Source organism: Arthrobacter sp. 10T413_2, from assembly GCF_056394205.1.
In genome coordinates, this window is record NZ_JBFTHK010000104.1 from 1 (window position 1) to 14,616 (window position 14,616).

Here is a 14,616-nt window from a genome sequence, read left to right on the forward strand (position 1 = left end):
AACCCCGCTGCCGACAATCACCAGCCGCCTGGTCACGGCCGCGCCGCCAGCATGCGTTCCAGCGCCACCTTTGCCGGGGCCGCGACACCGTCCTCCACCGTGATGCGGTTGACCACTTCGCCCCGGACGAGCGCCTCCAGGACCCAGGCAAGGTAGCCGGGGTGGATGCGGTACATCGTGKAGCAGGGGCAGATCACCGGGTCCAGGCAGAAGATGGTGTGCTGCGGGTACTCCGCGGCCAGCCGGTTGACGAGGTTGATCTCCGTGCCGACGGCGAAGGTGGTGGGCTCCGTGGCGGCGGCGATGGCCTTGCGGATGAAGTCGGTGGAGCCGGCGGCGTCGGCGGCGTCGACCACCTCCATGGGGCATTCCGGGTGCACGATGACCTGCACGCMGGGGAACTCGGCCCGGGCCTTGTCGATCTGGCSGACGTTGAAGCGCTTGTGGACGGAGCAGAAACCGTGCCAGAGGATCACGCGGGAGTCCTGCAGCGTCTGTTCATCGTTGCCGCCGAGGTCCTTGCGCGGGTTCCACATCGGCATCCGGTCCAGCGGGACGCCCATGGCCTTGGCGGTGTTGCGGCCCAGATGCTGGTCCGGGAAGAAGAGCACGCGCTGKCCGCGCTCGAACGCCCATTCGAGCACGGTKGCGGCGTTCGAGGAGGTGCAGACGATGCCGCCATGCTCGCCGCAGAAGCCCTTGAGGGCGGCCGAGGAGTTCATGTAGGTGACCGGAATGACCGGAACCCGGCCGTCGGCGTCGGGTTCCGTTCCGAAAAGCTCCTCGAGCTGTTCCCAGCACTCGGTGACCGAGTCGATGTCCGCCATGTCCGCCATGGAGCAGCCCGCGGCAAGGTTGGGCAGGATGACGGCCTGCTCGGGCCGGGACAGGATGTCCGCGGTTTCGGCCATGAAGTGGACGCCGCAGAAGATGATAGCTTCGGCTTCCGGGCGGGTCAGTGCCGCGTTGGCGAGCTGGAAGGAATCGCCCACGAAGTCGGCGTATTCGACCACTTCGTCGCGCTGGTAGAAGTGCCCCAGCACGACGGCGCGCTCCCCCAGTGCCGCTTTCGCGGCGCGGATGCKGGCGTCGAGTTCGGCGTCGCTGGCGAGCTTGTACTCCTCCGGCAACTGCCCCTGCCGCGGGGTCGACGCCGGGGCGGCGTCGGCGGACGAGGCGCCGGGACCGTACGCGGGCACCCCGGCGAGGGCCTCGGCGAGGTCGAAATCCCACGGCCCGCGCGCCAGGGCGGGGCTGCAGGTGTTGGCCGCCGCGCCGCCTGCCATGGTGGTGGCCTGCTCGCGCGTGATCAGCTGGATTGCCGTGTTGACGCTGCTCATGGTGTGCTCCTGTTGTCTGGGTCAAGGCCGGGGCGGCCGGTAAAGCGGTAGAGGCGGGGCGGGCGGTGCTTGCCGCCCTGCAGGTATTKATCGGTTTCTTCGATTTCCGGCGTGGCCTTGACCTGCCGGCGGAAGTTGGCCGGATCGAGTTCGCGGTCCAGGACGGCCTCGTAGACTTCCCGGACCTGGGCGAGGGTGAAGTACTCGCCCAGCAGGTGGTACGCGATGGATCCGTAGGCCATCTTGTTGCGCAGCCGCCACAGGGCATAGTCGATGATCGCGTTGTGGTCGAAGGCGAGCTCGCCGAGCCGGTCGGCGCGGAACCAGCGAACGTTCTCCGACTCGTCCGCGAGMGCRGCCTCCGTGGGCTGGACCAGCGCCCAGTACACGATCGAGACGACGCGCTGGGTGGGTGAGCGGTGCAGGCCGCCGAAGGCGTAGAGCTGCTCGAGGAAGTTCGGGGCCAGTCCGGTGGTCTCGCGCAGGTTCCGGGACGCGGCATCCTGGAGGGACTCGGAGTGCGTGAGCGGGCCGCCGGGCAGTGCCCAGAGGCCCTTGAACGGTTCCCGGATACGGCGCACCAGCGGGATCCAGAGGGTGGGCCGTCCGGACCGCTCGCTGGGACGCAGCGCAAAGATCACAGTGGAGATGGCCAGCRACGGCKGGGCGAGTTGGYGCTCCGAGACGTTGGCAGCTGTCGTGTAGACGGCGATTCACCCCGCATTCCAGACTCCTGGGCGGTCCCCGTGGGGACCCCCGGAAGGTGCCGGCCCGACCGCCGGACTAGTTATAGTCAATGTGACTAGAACTAATTCTACGACCACTGGCTCCTGAAGCGAAATGTTGCGGGCCTGCCGTCACTGCGGCCTTGGTTGGAAGCTCACGCCGGCGGGACAATAATCGGCCGTATGGATGCTGTGGAGATTAGATACTGCTACCTCGGAGCGGCGCGTGCGTTCCTGGAACTGGCGGAACACGTGCCAGAAGCCGCCTGGACCAGGCCCGCGCTGGGCGAGTGGGACGTCCGCGCACTGACGGGCCACACGAGCCGGGCGCTGAGCACCGTCGAGACGTACCTCTCCACCCCCGCCAGCGGAGACAGGCTCGACGGCCCGGTAGCCTATTTCCTGGCGATCCGCGGCGGCGTGCCGCCCGAGGCCATCGCCGCGCGCGGCCGGGAGGCCGGCGAAGCCCTCGGCCGCGACCCGGCCGCCGCCGTCAGGAACCTCGTGGATCGGGTCACGGAACTCGTCGCGAAGACCCCGGACGACGCACCCGTCGCCACCGCCGCCGGGGCAATGACCCTCATCGACTACCTGCCGAMCCGCAGCTTCGAACTCGCCGTGCACGGCCTGGACCTGGCCCGCGCCATCGGCCTCCCGCCGCCCGATACGCTCTCCCCCGCTATCGCCGCGTCCCTGGAACTCGCCGGGGCCATCGGCGCGCGGCTGCCCTCGGCCCCGGACCTGCTGCTCCTGCTCGCGGGGCGCTCCGGACTGCCCGGGAACCTCAGCGTCGTGTAGGGCCGCCGTCGATTCACCGGCGTCCGGCCGCGGCCTCCAGCAGCGGCAGGGTGCGCCCCTGGAAGTGGGTGTTCAGGACGATCACGGAGGAGGAACGCAGCACGGTCCGGGTGCCGATCATGGCATCGAGGACGCGCTGGAGGTCCGAATTGGAGCGTGCGGCTATGCGGGCCATGAGGTCCGAACTCCCGGAGACCGTGTGGATTTCGATCAGCTCGGGGATCTGCGCCAGGGCCTCCACGACGGCGTCGTGCCCGAGGTCCTGGTTGATGGTGAGGGAACAGAACGCCACCACGGGGAAGCCGAAGTGCGCCGGGTCGGGCTGCGGCACCCAGGAGCCGATCACGCCGCCGTCCTGCATCCGGTCCAGCCGCGACTGCACGGTGGCGCGGGCCACCTTCAGGACCCGCGAGGCTTCCAGAACAGAGGCCCTCGGTGAATCCGTGAAAAATCGGAMAATCTTTGCATCCAGCGGATCGACATCCATGGATTCTTCCCTCCCAAGCGGCMCGGGCCGGACAAACCGTTGCCGGATTCCCGATTCAGTGAGCAAACTGCCACCATGCTCTCACGGCCTTGGCACTGCGGCGGCCGGAAAGGCCGGCCCAAAGACGGTAAATTCAATAGGTCCCATAAGGACACCCAGATCAAAAAAACCACACGAAGGTTCGMCACATGACAACGAAGTCCACCGCGAAGTTACCCACCGCCCGTCAGGCCCCGACCCTKGKGCACAGCATGAAGCCGCGGCAGCTGACCATGATGGGACTGGGCAGCGCGATCGGCGCCGGCCTGTTCCTCGGCTCAGGTGCCGGAATCCAGGCGGCGGGGCCGGCCGTACTGATCTCCTACCTCGTCGCAGGAACCCTGATCATTTTGGTCATGTGGGCGCTCGGCGAGATGGCCGCCGCCAACCCCAACAGCGGCGCGTTCTCCGTCTACGCGCAAAAGGCCATGGGCAAGACCGCCGGCGCGACCGTCGGCTGGCTCTGGTGGCTGCAGCTCGTGGTGGTCATCGCGGCTGAGGCGCTGGGTGCGGCCGCCCTCCTGTTCACCGTATGGCCGGTAATCCCAGTCTGGGCGCTGTCCCTGATCTTCATGGCCCTGTTCACGGCGGTCAACCTCGCCGGCGTGAAGAACTTCGGCGAGTTCGAGTTCTGGTTCGCCATCCTCAAGGTGGCTGCCATCCTGCTGTTCCTCGGCATCGGMGCGGCCCTGCTGCTGGGCTGGCTGCCGGACGTCCCGTCCCCGGGCCTAAGCAACTTCACCTCCAATTTCGCCCCGGCGGGCCTGGGCGGCATCGCCACCGCGCTCTTCGTGGTGATCTTCGCCTTCGGCGGCACGGAGATCGTCAGCGTCGCCGCGGCCGAGACGGAGAACCCGCAGCACAGCGTGGCACAGGCGATCCGCACCGTGGTCTGGCGGATCCTCGTGTTTTACATCGGCTCGGTATTCGTCATCGCCGCCGTCCTGCCCTCAACCTCGGCGGCCTTGAAATCCCCCTTCGCCGGCGTGCTCGACACCGCCCGGATCCCCGGCGCCGGCGCCGCGATCACGCTGGTCGCCGTCGTCGCACTGCTGTCCGCCCTGAACGCCAACCTCTACGGCGCATCGCGCATGGTGTACTCGCTCGCCGAGCGCGGCGAGGCCCCGCGGTTCCTCTCGAGGCTCAACACGGCCCGGGTCCCCGTGCTGGCCGTCAGCGTCTCTGTCGCCTTCGGCTTCCTGGCCGCCCTCCTGGAGCTGCTCTTCCCGGACCAGATCCTGCCGGCCCTGTTCCAGCTTGTCGGGTCCACGTGCCTCGTGGTGTGGGGCTCAGCCCTCGTGTCGCAGCTGATCCTGCGCCRCCGCGCCGACCGGGACGGCACCCCGCTGCCGCTGCGGATGAAGGGCTTCCCCGGGCTGACGATCTTCGGCCTGGCGCTCCTGGCGCTGATCTTCGCAGTCGGCTTCAGCAACCCCGAGAGCAGCAAGCAGCTCTTCAGCACCCTGGCCCTCGTCGCCGGCATCGCCGCGGCATGCTGGATCGGCGCCCGCGTCACCGGCAACCGGGCCGCCGCCCGGCAGTCCKAATAGCCCGGAGGGAGTGCCGCTTCGCGTCCGCGCAGCGGCACTCCCCCGGCACGACCGTTACGCCGCGGCACCCCCGGAGGCGGGCGCGGCCATGGCAGGCCGGATTCGCGGGACGCTAGACAAATTGCCACATGCTTAGGCCCAAGGTGACGCAGAATTATGCAGTCTGGCCAGTAATACCTAGGCTGATTGCCCACTCTGCCGCCGGTGACTAGGGTCACAGGCATGGACACACTTCTCCCCGTGGCTTCCGGCGCCGATGCCGGGGCCCTTACTGCCGATGAGCTCCGCGAGCTCTATTCGCTGATGGTGGCCGTCCGGCACCTCGACACCTMGGCCATCGCCTGGCAGCGGCAGGGCATCATCCCCGGCTACGCGCCCGAACTCGGCCAGGAAGCGGCCCAGGTGGGCAGCGGCTACGCCGTGGACACCACCCGCGACTTCGTCTTCCCCACCTACCGTGAGATGGGCGTCGCCCGCACCATGGGCGTGGAMATGGTGGCCTACATGTCCACCCACAAAGCCACGTGGCATGGCGGGCTGTACAACCCGGTGGAATCCCGGCTGGCCCCGATCCAGGCGGTCGTCGCCGGTTCCGTGCTGCACGCCGTCGGCTGGGCCCACGGCCAGACGCTGTCCGGCAGCGCCGACGGAAAGCTCGGCGTCGCCCTGACGTATTTCGGCGACGGCGCATCGTCCCAGGGCGATGTCCATGAGGCCATKAACTTCGCCGGCGTGATGAAGGCGCCCGTGGTGTTCTTCATCCAGAACAACGGGTGGGCCATCTCCGTGCCCACCGAACGTCAGGTAGCCGGCGGTTCCGTCGCCKCCCGCGCCGCCGGGTACGGCATCCCCGCACTGCACATCGACGGCGACGACGTCGCCGCCGTCGTCGAGGCCACCCGCCGCGCCTTCGCGCACGCCCGGGCCGGCAACGGACCCGTCGTGATCGAGGCGATGACCTACCGCCGCGGCCCGCACTCCACCTCCGATGATCCGGGCCGCTACCGCTCCCTCGATGAGGAGCGCGACKGCGCCGGCATCGATCCKCTCGAACGGCTCCGCCAGCGGCTGCTCGCCGACGGCATCGCCGGCGAGGCCTTCTTTGCGGAGGCCCTCGCAGCGGCCAAGGCCGAAGAGGAACAGATCCGTACCGGCATCCAAGCGCTCGGATCCCGGCCCGGCACTGAAATGTTTGACCTGGTCTTCCAGGAAACCACCCCTGCCCTGCAGGCCCAGGCCGCCAACTGGCGCGAGGAGTCCGAACATGTCTAACTCGATGCTTGAAAGCGATGCTGTAGTGGAAAGTCCCGCCTCAACCACCGTGATGTCCATGCAGCAGGCGCTCAACCGCGCCCTCGACGAGGTCCTGGCGGATAACCCGAGAACCCTGATCTTCGGCGAGGACTGCGGCCGGCTCGGCGGCGTCTTCCGGATCACAGACGGCCTGCAGGCCAAGCACGGCCCGMAGCGGGTCTTTGACACCCCGCTGGCGGAATCCGGCATCCTCGGCATGTCCGTCGGCCTGGCGATGGCCGGCTTCCACCCCATCCCCGAGGTCCAGTTCGACGGCTTCGCTTACCCGGCCATCAACCAGATCGTGTGCCAGATCGCCCGGATGAACTACCGCAGCCGGGGCACCATGCCCATGCCGATCACCCTTCGCGTGCCCAGCTTCGGCGGCATCCGGGCACCCGAACACCACGGCGAAAGCCTCGAAGCGCTCTTTGCCCACGTCCCGGGCCTGAAGGTGGTCTCGCCGTCGAACCCGCACGAGGCCTACCACCTGCTCAAGTTCGCCGCGACGCGGCCGGACCCGGTCATCTTCATGGAACCGAAGTCCCGCTACTGGCAGAAGGGCGAGGTGAACCTCGCCCGGCACGATGCGGCCGGTGCCTCCCCCACCGGGGCCAAGGTMATGCGTGAGGGCCGCCACCTGACGCTCGTCGCGTGGGGCGCCATGGTGGCCCGCTGCCTGCAGGTGGCCGAGCTCGCCGCGGAAGACGGGATCGACATCGAGGTCCTGGACCTGCGCTGGCTCAAGCCGATCGACGCCGAGGCGCTGGCCGCCTCCGTGCGCAAGACGCGCCGCGCCGTCGTCGTCCATGAAGCGCCGCTCACCTCGGGCCTCGGCGCCGAAGTGGCGCAGCTGATCACGCAGAGCTGCTTCGGCACGCTCAAGGCGCCGGTGGAGCGCGTCACCGGCTTCGACGTCCCGTATCCCTCCGGCGATCTGGAAGACGAATACATCCCGAACATTGACCGGATCCTCTTCGGGATCCAGCGAGTATTGGAGTACAAACGTGGCTGAAATTTCCTTCCCGCTGCCGGATCTCGGCGAGGGCCTGATCGAAGCGACCGTGCTGGAATGGCTCGTTTCCCCGGGAGACCAGGTGGAGCGCAACCAGCCGCTCGTGGAGGTCGAAACCACCAAATCGGCCGTTGAATTGCCCAGCCCGCAGGCAGGTAAAGTGGTGCGTATCCACGGCGGGCCCGGTGACAAGATCAATGTCGGCKAGCCCCTGATTGTGTTCGAGGTCCCKGACGATACCGCCGGCATCGTGGGCACGGTCCCGAAGGAAGAGGCACCGAAGCGCCGGGTCCGCCTGAGCGCCGTACTTGATGAGGACTGACACCATGAKCGGCAGACACACCGGMGAACAGCATTCCCACACCGTGGAGGGCACCGACCCCCAGCTGTATGTGGAGGTGCATGAGCCCCAGAACKACGCCGGGCTCCGTCCGATCCTGCTGCTGCACGGGTTTTCCTCCTCCTCCAAACTCAACTGGGAGGACACCGGCTGGCTCACCGCGCTCCTGGACGCCGGCCGTCGCGTCATCACCGTGGACCTGCCAGGTCACGGGCGCAGTGGCGCCCCCGAAGACATGGACTCCTACTCCCCCAGCCGGATCCGTGCGGACCTGCTCCAGATCGCGTTCGACGCCGGTGCCCGCCCCCTGCGCGACGGCGACCCGTCCAGCGGGCTCGACGTGATCGGCTATTCTCTGGGGTCCCGGCTGGCCTGGGAGTTTGGCGCCACCCAGCATGAGCTGGTGCACCGCCTGGTGCTGGGCGGGCCGAACACCGCGGATCCGCTGGCGGACTTTGACCTCGTGGCCGCGCAGCGGTACCTGGCCGACGGCACCCCGATCGCCGACGCATCGACTGCCGAACTGCTGAAGATGGCCCAGTTGCTGCCCAGCAACAACATTTTCGCGCTGCTCTCGCTCGTGGAGGCCATCAAGGGCGAGCCGTTCGATCCTGCCGAGGCAATCCCGCCCATGCCGATGCTGCTGGTGGCCGGGGAGAAGGACGACCGCGCCGCTTCCATGCCGGACCTCGCCGCCCTGGGAGCGAAGTCCGGCGCGATGGTGGAGCAGCTCACCCTGCCCGGCCGTAACYACACCAATGCCGTCACCAGCCGCGCCTTCAAGCAGGGGGCCATCAGCTTCCTGGCCGTCTAGGGGCTTCAAAGGCGCAGTGCCCAACCTTTTTGCAAGGTGCGCGTCCTAACGTGCCTCATGGCTGAAATCGGACGCCGCTCAATGTTGGGTTTAGTCGCAGCGACATCGCTGCCGGCCGTTCTCCCGGTCCTGGGCGCTCCACCAGCTGCCGCCGCCGTGACCGCGCCCGAAGCACTGCTGGCCCCGGTCGCCTACGCGGTCCCGGACCGGGCACCCCTGACCGCCACGACCCTCACGGGAACGTCCCGGCTGCAGTCGGAGATCATGGTGGCCATGGACAGGAACCGGGTCCGGGGATGGAACTGCTACAGCGGCACTTTGAAGGAAACCCGGGACGAAGGGCTGACCTGGACAACTGTCAGGACGTTTGCCGGGGAGTTCGTCGAAGCCGTCGTTCCCCTGGACAACGGCGAGCTGCTGGTGTTCGTCCTGATTACGGCCACCAACATGCGGCGCGCATATGTGTCCAGCGGCTACGGGTCCGGCTCGGCCTCGTGGACGGTGGTCCTGAACGGGTCCAATCCCCAGGTCAAGTTTGCTTCCGCTTGGGGGCTCGCCGTCCACGACAACATTGTCCTGGCCAACGAATACGGACCGAAATCCGGCTACACGTGGTCCGGTGGCACGGAAATTATCGCCGAGGGCAAGAACGCGCGTTACACGTATCTGTCCCTGGACTACGGCAGGACGTGGACGACAATCTTTGACCTKAATGCATGGCTGACGGCAAAGGGCCTCAGCACGAAGGGGCATCACCTTCACGGAGTGGCCTGGGATCCCTACTGGGACCGTATCTGGCTCAATTTTGGGGACAACATGTCCGGAGCCGGCTCCAACGGCGTCCTCTACTCCGACAACCTMGGGGCAACATGGCAGGAAGCCCACTACTTCTCGGGTACGAACGGAACGCAGACTGTGGGCATTCTGCCCCTGCCCCGCTGCGTCCTCCTGGCGGGGGATGTCAATCCTTCCGGACTGCACCGGATCAATCGCACCGAGGGCAAAATTCACACAGGGCACTACACGCTGGATCTCGCCTATGACGCGCCGGCAAGTCTGGGTATGCATCTATGCCAGGGCATCAGCCGGATCAGGCGCGTGGGGGATGACGCGCCGGCCTTTTTTGGCTTCTGTCCCGATGTTGCCTCCGGGTACTCCTTTGTCATCGCAACGTTCGACGGCTACACGGTGACCGAAGTCTGGCGGGACAAGGATGCCCGGCCTGCCGGCCAAGGTATCCGGAACGTCCTGGGCCCGACCTTGCGCGGAKACCTCATCGTCGCCTCAAACGACGGCAGGGTGGCCGGGAAATGGTCCCAGTTCAAGGGCAGCGCCCCCGGGTACTAGAACAGCAACGCGGGGCCACTTGCGGCCCGTCCGAATGGTTMGGATKGMCCGCAGGTGACCCCGCGTCGTTGTTGTGCGGCCTAGTGCTTGCTGAGGCCCAGCGGGCGGCCGCGGGTTTCGCCGGCCAGCAGGACGCCGACGGCGGAAATGACGCACAGGATCATGATGTAGATGCCGATGGAGCCGGTCCAGTGGGTGCCCTGCAGGAGCGCTTCGGCGATCATGGCCGCAAAGGCGCCGCCGAGGATGGCGCCGAACGCGTAGCCGATCGAGATGCCGGAGTAGCGGACCTTGGCCGGGAACATCTCGGCGTACATGGCGGACATGGGGCCGTAGGACAGGCCCAGGCCGATCGTGAGGACGAACAGCGCCACGCCGTAGAGCACGATGTCCTTGGTGTCGATGAGGGCGAACATCGGGATCATCCAGGCGAAGACGATTGCGTAGCCGAGCAGGAACGTCTTGACGCGGCCGATCTTGTCCGAGAGCCAGCCGCCGACCAGCGTGAAGATCAGCCAGCCGAAGGAAGCCAGCGTGGTGGCCAGCAGGATCTGCGGGGTCTGCATCTTCAGCGTCTTGGTGGCGTAGGAGATGAAGAAGGCGATCAGCAGGTAGCCGGCGGCGTTGTTGCCCATGAAGATCATCGTGGAGTAAAGGACGGCCTTCTTGTGCTTGCGGATCAGCTCGCCGAGGGGCGCCTTGCTCTCTTCCTTGCGGTCTTGCATCTCCTTGAAGACGGGGCTTTCGGACACGGCGCGGCGGATCAGGTAACCGACGACGATCAGCACGATGGAGAGCAGGAACGGCACACGCCAGCCCCAGGAGGCGAAGTCTTCCTTGGACATGCTGGTGTTCAGGAAGTACAGCAGGCCCGTGGCGAGGATCATGCCCACCGGTACACCGATCTGCGGGTAGGCGCCGAAGAGGCCGCGCTTGCTGAGCGGAGCATGCTCCACGGCCATCAGCGCGGCGCCGCCCCATTCACCGCCGGCGGAGAAGCCTTGGATGACGCGGAGCGTGATGAGCAGGATCGGGGCCCAGACGCCGATCTGCGCGTAGGTGGGCAGCATGCCGATCAGGGCCGTAGCGGCACCCATCATGACCAGCGTAAAGACGAGCATGGCCTTGCGGCCGAGGCGGTCGCCCAGGTGGCCGGCAACGATCGCGCCAAGCGGGCGGAACAGGAAGCTGATGCCGATGAGGGCGAAGGACAGGATCTGTGCCAGGCCGGGGTTGGATGCGTTCAGCGGGGCCAGGAACAACGGTGACAGCAGCGTTGCCGTCAGCTGGGCAAAAATAAAGAAGTCGTACCACTCGATGGTGGTGCCGACCAGCGTCCCGGCGAGGACCTTGCGTTCCTCATGTTTGCTGCTGGGACCCGCTACTGAATCTACGGATGAAGTTACGGTCATTGGAACTCCGTTGCTGGGGGCAGAGGTACTGCCCGGGGTGGGTGCGAAGTGACTAGCTGGTGCCTTGTGGAACTCGTGCCGCAGGAGCTGCGGATCACTCTAATTACTGATCGAACGGTCAGTTGGTATGTAGGATACTACTRTGAAAATGTGATATCGCGCACACATTTCCGGGGTGCGTCTTTCGCGCGTCAGTCGGTGCGGGCGAGGAAGTCGCGGATCCGGGCGCGGACCGGCTCACGGTCGTAGCTGTTGACGAGGGCGCCGGCCATGCGGACCGGGTCCCCGAAGAAGAAGTACTCGTAGAGGGACTGCCGCCCGGAGAACCCGGAAATCGAGGCGTCGAAGGCCAGCTTGAAGAGCCGGACGCGCTCGGGACCGGTCAGGGTCTTGCCCTGCAGGTACAGCTCGATGTCCGCGCGGGCCTCGCTGTTCACGTCCGCCTCGCCCGGCAGCGCCATGAGGCCCGACGCCGAGAACTTGCGGATGATCTGCGGGAAGCGCTGGGMTATCTTCGGGTACCAGTTGCGGGCGGCGTTCAGGGTGGACCACTTGGGCAGCATGACGCCGGCGTCGTTGAGCTCGGCATCGGCCTCGGAGGCGCGGACCAGCGCCCGGCCGATTTCGACGTCGATAATCAGCTCCGCGATGTCCTCCTGGATGTGCTGGAAGCCGTCGATGCCGATCGATTCGGCCAGCTMGGATGCCAGGCCCAGGAAGAACTCGCTCTTGGCGATAGTGCGGGTGACCACCTGGTGGGTCATGAGCGCGCCGGCGCCGGTTTCGGAGTAGAAGCTGTTGCACAGTTGCGGGTTGCCGAGCATGAAGATGCGCTCGTTGGGCACGAAGACGTGGTCGAAGACCGCGACGGCGTCCATTTCCTCATAGCGGGAGGCGAGCGGCTCGTCGTGGGTGCTGCCGCCGTTGTAGAGCGAGGTACGGCAGAGGTAGCGCAGGCCCGGGGCATCATTGGGAATGGCGAAGGCGTACGAGTAGGGGGCGTCTTCCGGGGTGCCGCGGAGCACCGTGGACGGGAAGACCAGGAGCTCGTCGGCGATCGGGGCGATGGTGGCAAGCATGCGCGCACCGTGGATGACGATCCCGTCCTCGCGCTCCTCGATGATMCGGGCCGAGAGCTGGCCGCCGAGCTGCTCCGAACCGGAGACCGAGCGGTTCACCTGCGGCGGGATGAGGGTGTGCGTGGCCAGGACGTCGTTCTCCCGGGCCCACTCGTAGTAGTTGCGGATGTTCTCACCGAACTTCGGATCCGCCTGAGAGAACCACTTCTCGGCCGTGCTGAGCGCGGTGAGCGAGGAGTTCATGTAGTCCCCGGAGCGRCCAAGGAAGCCGTTGGAGGACTCGGCCCACGTGGAGATGGCCCGGCGCCGGCGCTGGAGGTCCTCAATGGTCCTCGGCACCAGGAAGGACGCGTTGACGAGGTCGCCGGTGCTCGGCGAGGTGTAGGTCAGCGCGTCCTGGTACTTCGGATCGTGCTGCATGTCGAAGAGCCTGGCGTAGGAGCGGGCCACGTTGCGGAAGGCAGGGTGCTCGGCGATCTTCTCGCTGACCACCTCGCCGTCGATCACGACATGCGGGGTCATGGCGTTGAGCTTGTCCCGATACTGCCGTCCGGTGCGGATACCCATTGGTCTTTCTCCAGTCGTCGTTGAGCTGAGCGGTCTTGAAGGGGGTGCGGGGGCTAGAGCAGGTCTTCCATGCCCAGCTGGCTTTCCGGGATKGTGGTGAACGATCCGTTGGCGAACGCCAGGGCATCGCCGTTGCGGTAGTTGAAGTCCGCCACCTCGCCGATGTACAGGGTGTGGTCGCCGCCGTCGTAGGCCGCCCAGGGCCTGCACGCGAAGTAGGCGAGCACATTGGACAGCCGCGGCGCGGTCTCCCCTTCMACCCACAGCGGCTCGGGGCCGGGGCGGCCGGCGAAGTGCATGGCCAACTGCCGCTGCTCGGCGCCGAKGATGTTCACCGTGAAGGGCCGCCCGGCGAGTTCATCGTGCGCCTTGGCGGTGCGGGCGATGCTCACCAGCACCAGCGGCGGGTCCATTGAGACGGACGTGAAGGAGTTGACGGTGATGCCGTGGCGCTTCGTCACCCCGTCGAAGGTGACGATCGCGACGCCGGTGGCGTACCTGCCGAGGCTGCCCCGGAAATGGTTGGCCCGCGGGTCGGCCACCCGGCCGTGGACACGCCCGGCGCCCGGGGCATCCCCGGCATGGTCGCGAGGCTCGGCAATCATCGATGATCCCTTGGGTTCGGTGGCGGTCTTCCCAGGCGGCGCAGCGCATGCTCTCACGGGCTGCAGTTTTCCTGGCGCTGTATTTTCTCTTGGGCGTTTTATGCTCGGGCTTTCTATGCTCGGGCTTTTTATAGGTTGGTGTTCTATAATCGAACAAATAGTTCCCATATAGAACGCTAGCGGACCGTGAGCCGGAACACAAGAGCCTCCGGCGAACCAGGCTTACCGCGACCCCGCCCCTAGGATGGATCCCATGACCCCGAACGCCGGCAGCGCCCAGGCCTCCCCGTCCCAGACGCTCTCGCGCGGCATCAGKGCCCTGGAGATCCTCGCCGAAGCACAGCAGCCGCTCACCATCGCCGAACTCGCCGAMGCCATGGGTGTCCACCGCTCCGTGGCCTACCGCATCCTGCGCACCCTCGAAGACCATTCGCTGCTGGTGCGCGACGACGGCGGCCGTGTCCAGCCGGGCCCGGGCCTTGCCGTCCTGGCCCGGGGCGTCTCGCGCAACTTGCAGTCGGCGGCCCTGCCGGAACTGACCCAGCTGGCCAACACCCTGACGATGAGCGCCTTCGTGGCCGTCTGGGACCGGGAGGAGTGCGTGACGCTGGTGACCGTCGATCCGCGGCACAGCGGCCCCGCTGTCGTGCAGCATCCGGGGTCGCGGCATCCCATCAGCGCCGGCGCGCCGGGCATCGCCATCCAGTCCGCCTTCACGGAGCAGGAGTGGCAGTCCCTGGCCCCGGGCATCCCGTACCGGGCCGAAGCGGCCGAGGCCCGGCGCCGCGGCTTTGCGGCGAGCCACGACGAGGTCATTACCGGCGTGTCTTCCCTCGCGGTGCCGCTGCGCGTGCCGGGAGGCCGGCCGGCCGCCCTCGCGGTGGTCTACATCCGCGCGGCGCAGGATCAGGCAGAGGTCGCCGGCGCCCTCAGGGAGGCGGCCCGGCGCATCGAGGCGCAGCTGGGCTAAACGCCCGCGCCCGGGCCCGTCGTCCTGCCGCGTTGCCGGAGGACGACGGCGGCGGCCGTCCCCAGGAGGAACAGCGCCGTCGCGGCGCACACCGGCACGAGGAACGCCGTTGAAAACTCGAAGTTCTGGGCGAGCTGTCCGGCGATGGAGGATCCGAGCGCGGTGCCTGCTACGATGCCGCTGGCCAGGGCCGTCATGACCGTGCCGAGCTTTCCGGCCGGAGCCACTAGGCCGC

Annotated in this window: 14 protein-coding genes and 1 pseudogene; 8 read left to right on the forward strand and 7 right to left on the reverse strand. The window is 67.2% G+C overall.

Going from position 1 to position 14,616, the window contains the following annotated elements; genetic code table 11:
- Positions 1 to 32 precede the first annotated feature (32 nt).
- Positions 33 to 1,340, reverse strand: coding sequence for a quinolinate synthase NadA (gene nadA, locus AC1DBQ_RS15525; protein ID WP_476929356.1), 1,308 nt, complete (start codon positions 1,338 to 1,340; stop codon positions 33 to 35).
- Positions 1,337 to 2,053 carry an NUDIX hydrolase gene (locus AC1DBQ_RS15530; RefSeq protein WP_476929369.1) on the reverse strand — a complete coding sequence of 239 codons (717 nt, stop codon included), beginning with the start codon at positions 2,051 to 2,053 and terminating at the stop codon, positions 1,337 to 1,339. Before AC1DBQ_RS15530 ends, nadA begins: the two co-directional genes overlap by 4 nt.
- 195 nt (positions 2,054 to 2,248) lie before the next feature.
- Between AC1DBQ_RS15530 and AC1DBQ_RS15535 the strand changes: the two genes are divergently transcribed.
- On the forward strand, positions 2,249 to 2,863 hold the full coding sequence (locus AC1DBQ_RS15535) for a maleylpyruvate isomerase N-terminal domain-containing protein (protein ID WP_476929357.1): 615 nt from the start codon (positions 2,249 to 2,251) through the stop codon (positions 2,861 to 2,863).
- A gap of 13 nt (positions 2,864 to 2,876) precedes the next feature.
- On the opposite strand, the gene AC1DBQ_RS15540 is transcribed toward AC1DBQ_RS15535, so the two are convergent.
- Positions 2,877 to 3,350: an Lrp/AsnC family transcriptional regulator gene (locus AC1DBQ_RS15540; RefSeq protein WP_476929358.1), complete on the reverse strand. Its 474-nt coding sequence runs from the start codon at positions 3,348 to 3,350 to the stop codon at positions 2,877 to 2,879.
- Between the two features lie 188 nt (positions 3,351 to 3,538).
- Between AC1DBQ_RS15540 and AC1DBQ_RS15545 the strand changes: the two genes are divergently transcribed.
- From AC1DBQ_RS15545 to AC1DBQ_RS15570, 6 genes are all read left to right on the forward strand, one after another.
- Positions 3,539 to 4,939: an amino acid permease gene (locus tag AC1DBQ_RS15545; protein ID WP_476929359.1), complete on the forward strand. Its 1,401-nt coding sequence runs from the start codon at positions 3,539 to 3,541 to the stop codon at positions 4,937 to 4,939.
- Between the two features lie 222 nt (positions 4,940 to 5,161).
- Positions 5,162 to 6,211, forward strand: a complete 1,050-nt coding sequence (locus AC1DBQ_RS15550; RefSeq protein WP_476929360.1) for a thiamine pyrophosphate-dependent enzyme — start codon at positions 5,162 to 5,164, stop codon at positions 6,209 to 6,211.
- Positions 6,204 to 7,247, forward strand: coding sequence for an alpha-ketoacid dehydrogenase subunit beta (locus AC1DBQ_RS15555; RefSeq protein ID WP_476929361.1), 1,044 nt, complete (start codon positions 6,204 to 6,206; stop codon positions 7,245 to 7,247). Before AC1DBQ_RS15550 ends, AC1DBQ_RS15555 begins: the two co-directional genes overlap by 8 nt.
- Complete coding sequence (locus AC1DBQ_RS15560) at positions 7,240 to 7,569, forward strand: biotin/lipoyl-containing protein (protein WP_476929362.1); 330 nt, start codon at positions 7,240 to 7,242, stop codon at positions 7,567 to 7,569. The genes AC1DBQ_RS15555 and AC1DBQ_RS15560 overlap by 8 nt, the downstream gene beginning before the upstream one ends.
- Positions 7,570 to 7,573: 4 nt before the next feature.
- On the forward strand, positions 7,574 to 8,401 hold the full coding sequence (locus tag AC1DBQ_RS15565) for an alpha/beta fold hydrolase (RefSeq protein ID WP_476929363.1): 828 nt from the start codon (positions 7,574 to 7,576) through the stop codon (positions 8,399 to 8,401).
- Between the two features lie 81 nt (positions 8,402 to 8,482).
- Entirely contained in the window at positions 8,483 to 9,748 is a 1,266-nt protein-coding gene (locus AC1DBQ_RS15570; protein WP_476929364.1) for a hypothetical protein, read from the forward strand.
- Positions 9,749 to 9,828: 80 nt separating this feature from the next.
- Here the strand turns inward: AC1DBQ_RS15570 and AC1DBQ_RS15575 are convergent, their stop codons facing one another.
- From AC1DBQ_RS15575 to AC1DBQ_RS15585, 3 genes are all read right to left on the reverse strand, one after another.
- A complete protein-coding gene (locus AC1DBQ_RS15575; RefSeq protein ID WP_476929365.1) occupies positions 9,829 to 11,160 on the reverse strand; it encodes an MFS transporter in 1,332 nt (443 codons plus the stop codon).
- A gap of 191 nt (positions 11,161 to 11,351) precedes the next feature.
- Entirely contained in the window at positions 11,352 to 12,806 is a 1,455-nt protein-coding gene (gene hpaB / locus AC1DBQ_RS15580) for a 4-hydroxyphenylacetate 3-monooxygenase, oxygenase component (protein ID WP_476929366.1), read from the reverse strand.
- 53 nt (positions 12,807 to 12,859) lie between these two features.
- Positions 12,860 to 13,411 (reverse strand): flavin reductase family protein, encoded by a 552-nt coding sequence (locus tag AC1DBQ_RS15585; RefSeq protein ID WP_476929367.1) that lies wholly within the window; start codon positions 13,409 to 13,411, stop codon positions 12,860 to 12,862.
- Between the two features lie 253 nt (positions 13,412 to 13,664).
- Between AC1DBQ_RS15585 and AC1DBQ_RS15590 the strand changes: the two genes are divergently transcribed.
- Positions 13,665 to 14,381 (forward strand): IclR family transcriptional regulator, encoded by a 717-nt coding sequence (locus tag AC1DBQ_RS15590; protein WP_476929368.1) that lies wholly within the window; start codon positions 13,665 to 13,667, stop codon positions 14,379 to 14,381.
- Here AC1DBQ_RS15590 and AC1DBQ_RS15595 read toward each other — a convergent pair.
- A pseudogene (locus AC1DBQ_RS15595) lies at positions 14,378 to 14,616 on the reverse strand (MFS transporter); the annotation flags it as partial. The gene AC1DBQ_RS15590 and the pseudogene AC1DBQ_RS15595 sit on opposite strands and share 4 nt — an antisense overlap.

What these genes read in the sequence shown, in the direction of transcription:
- AC1DBQ_RS15575 (WP_476929365.1), bottom strand. Translation starts at nt 11,160, where the DNA reads ATGACCGTAACTTCATCCGTAGATTCAGTAGCGGGTCCCAGCAGCAAA.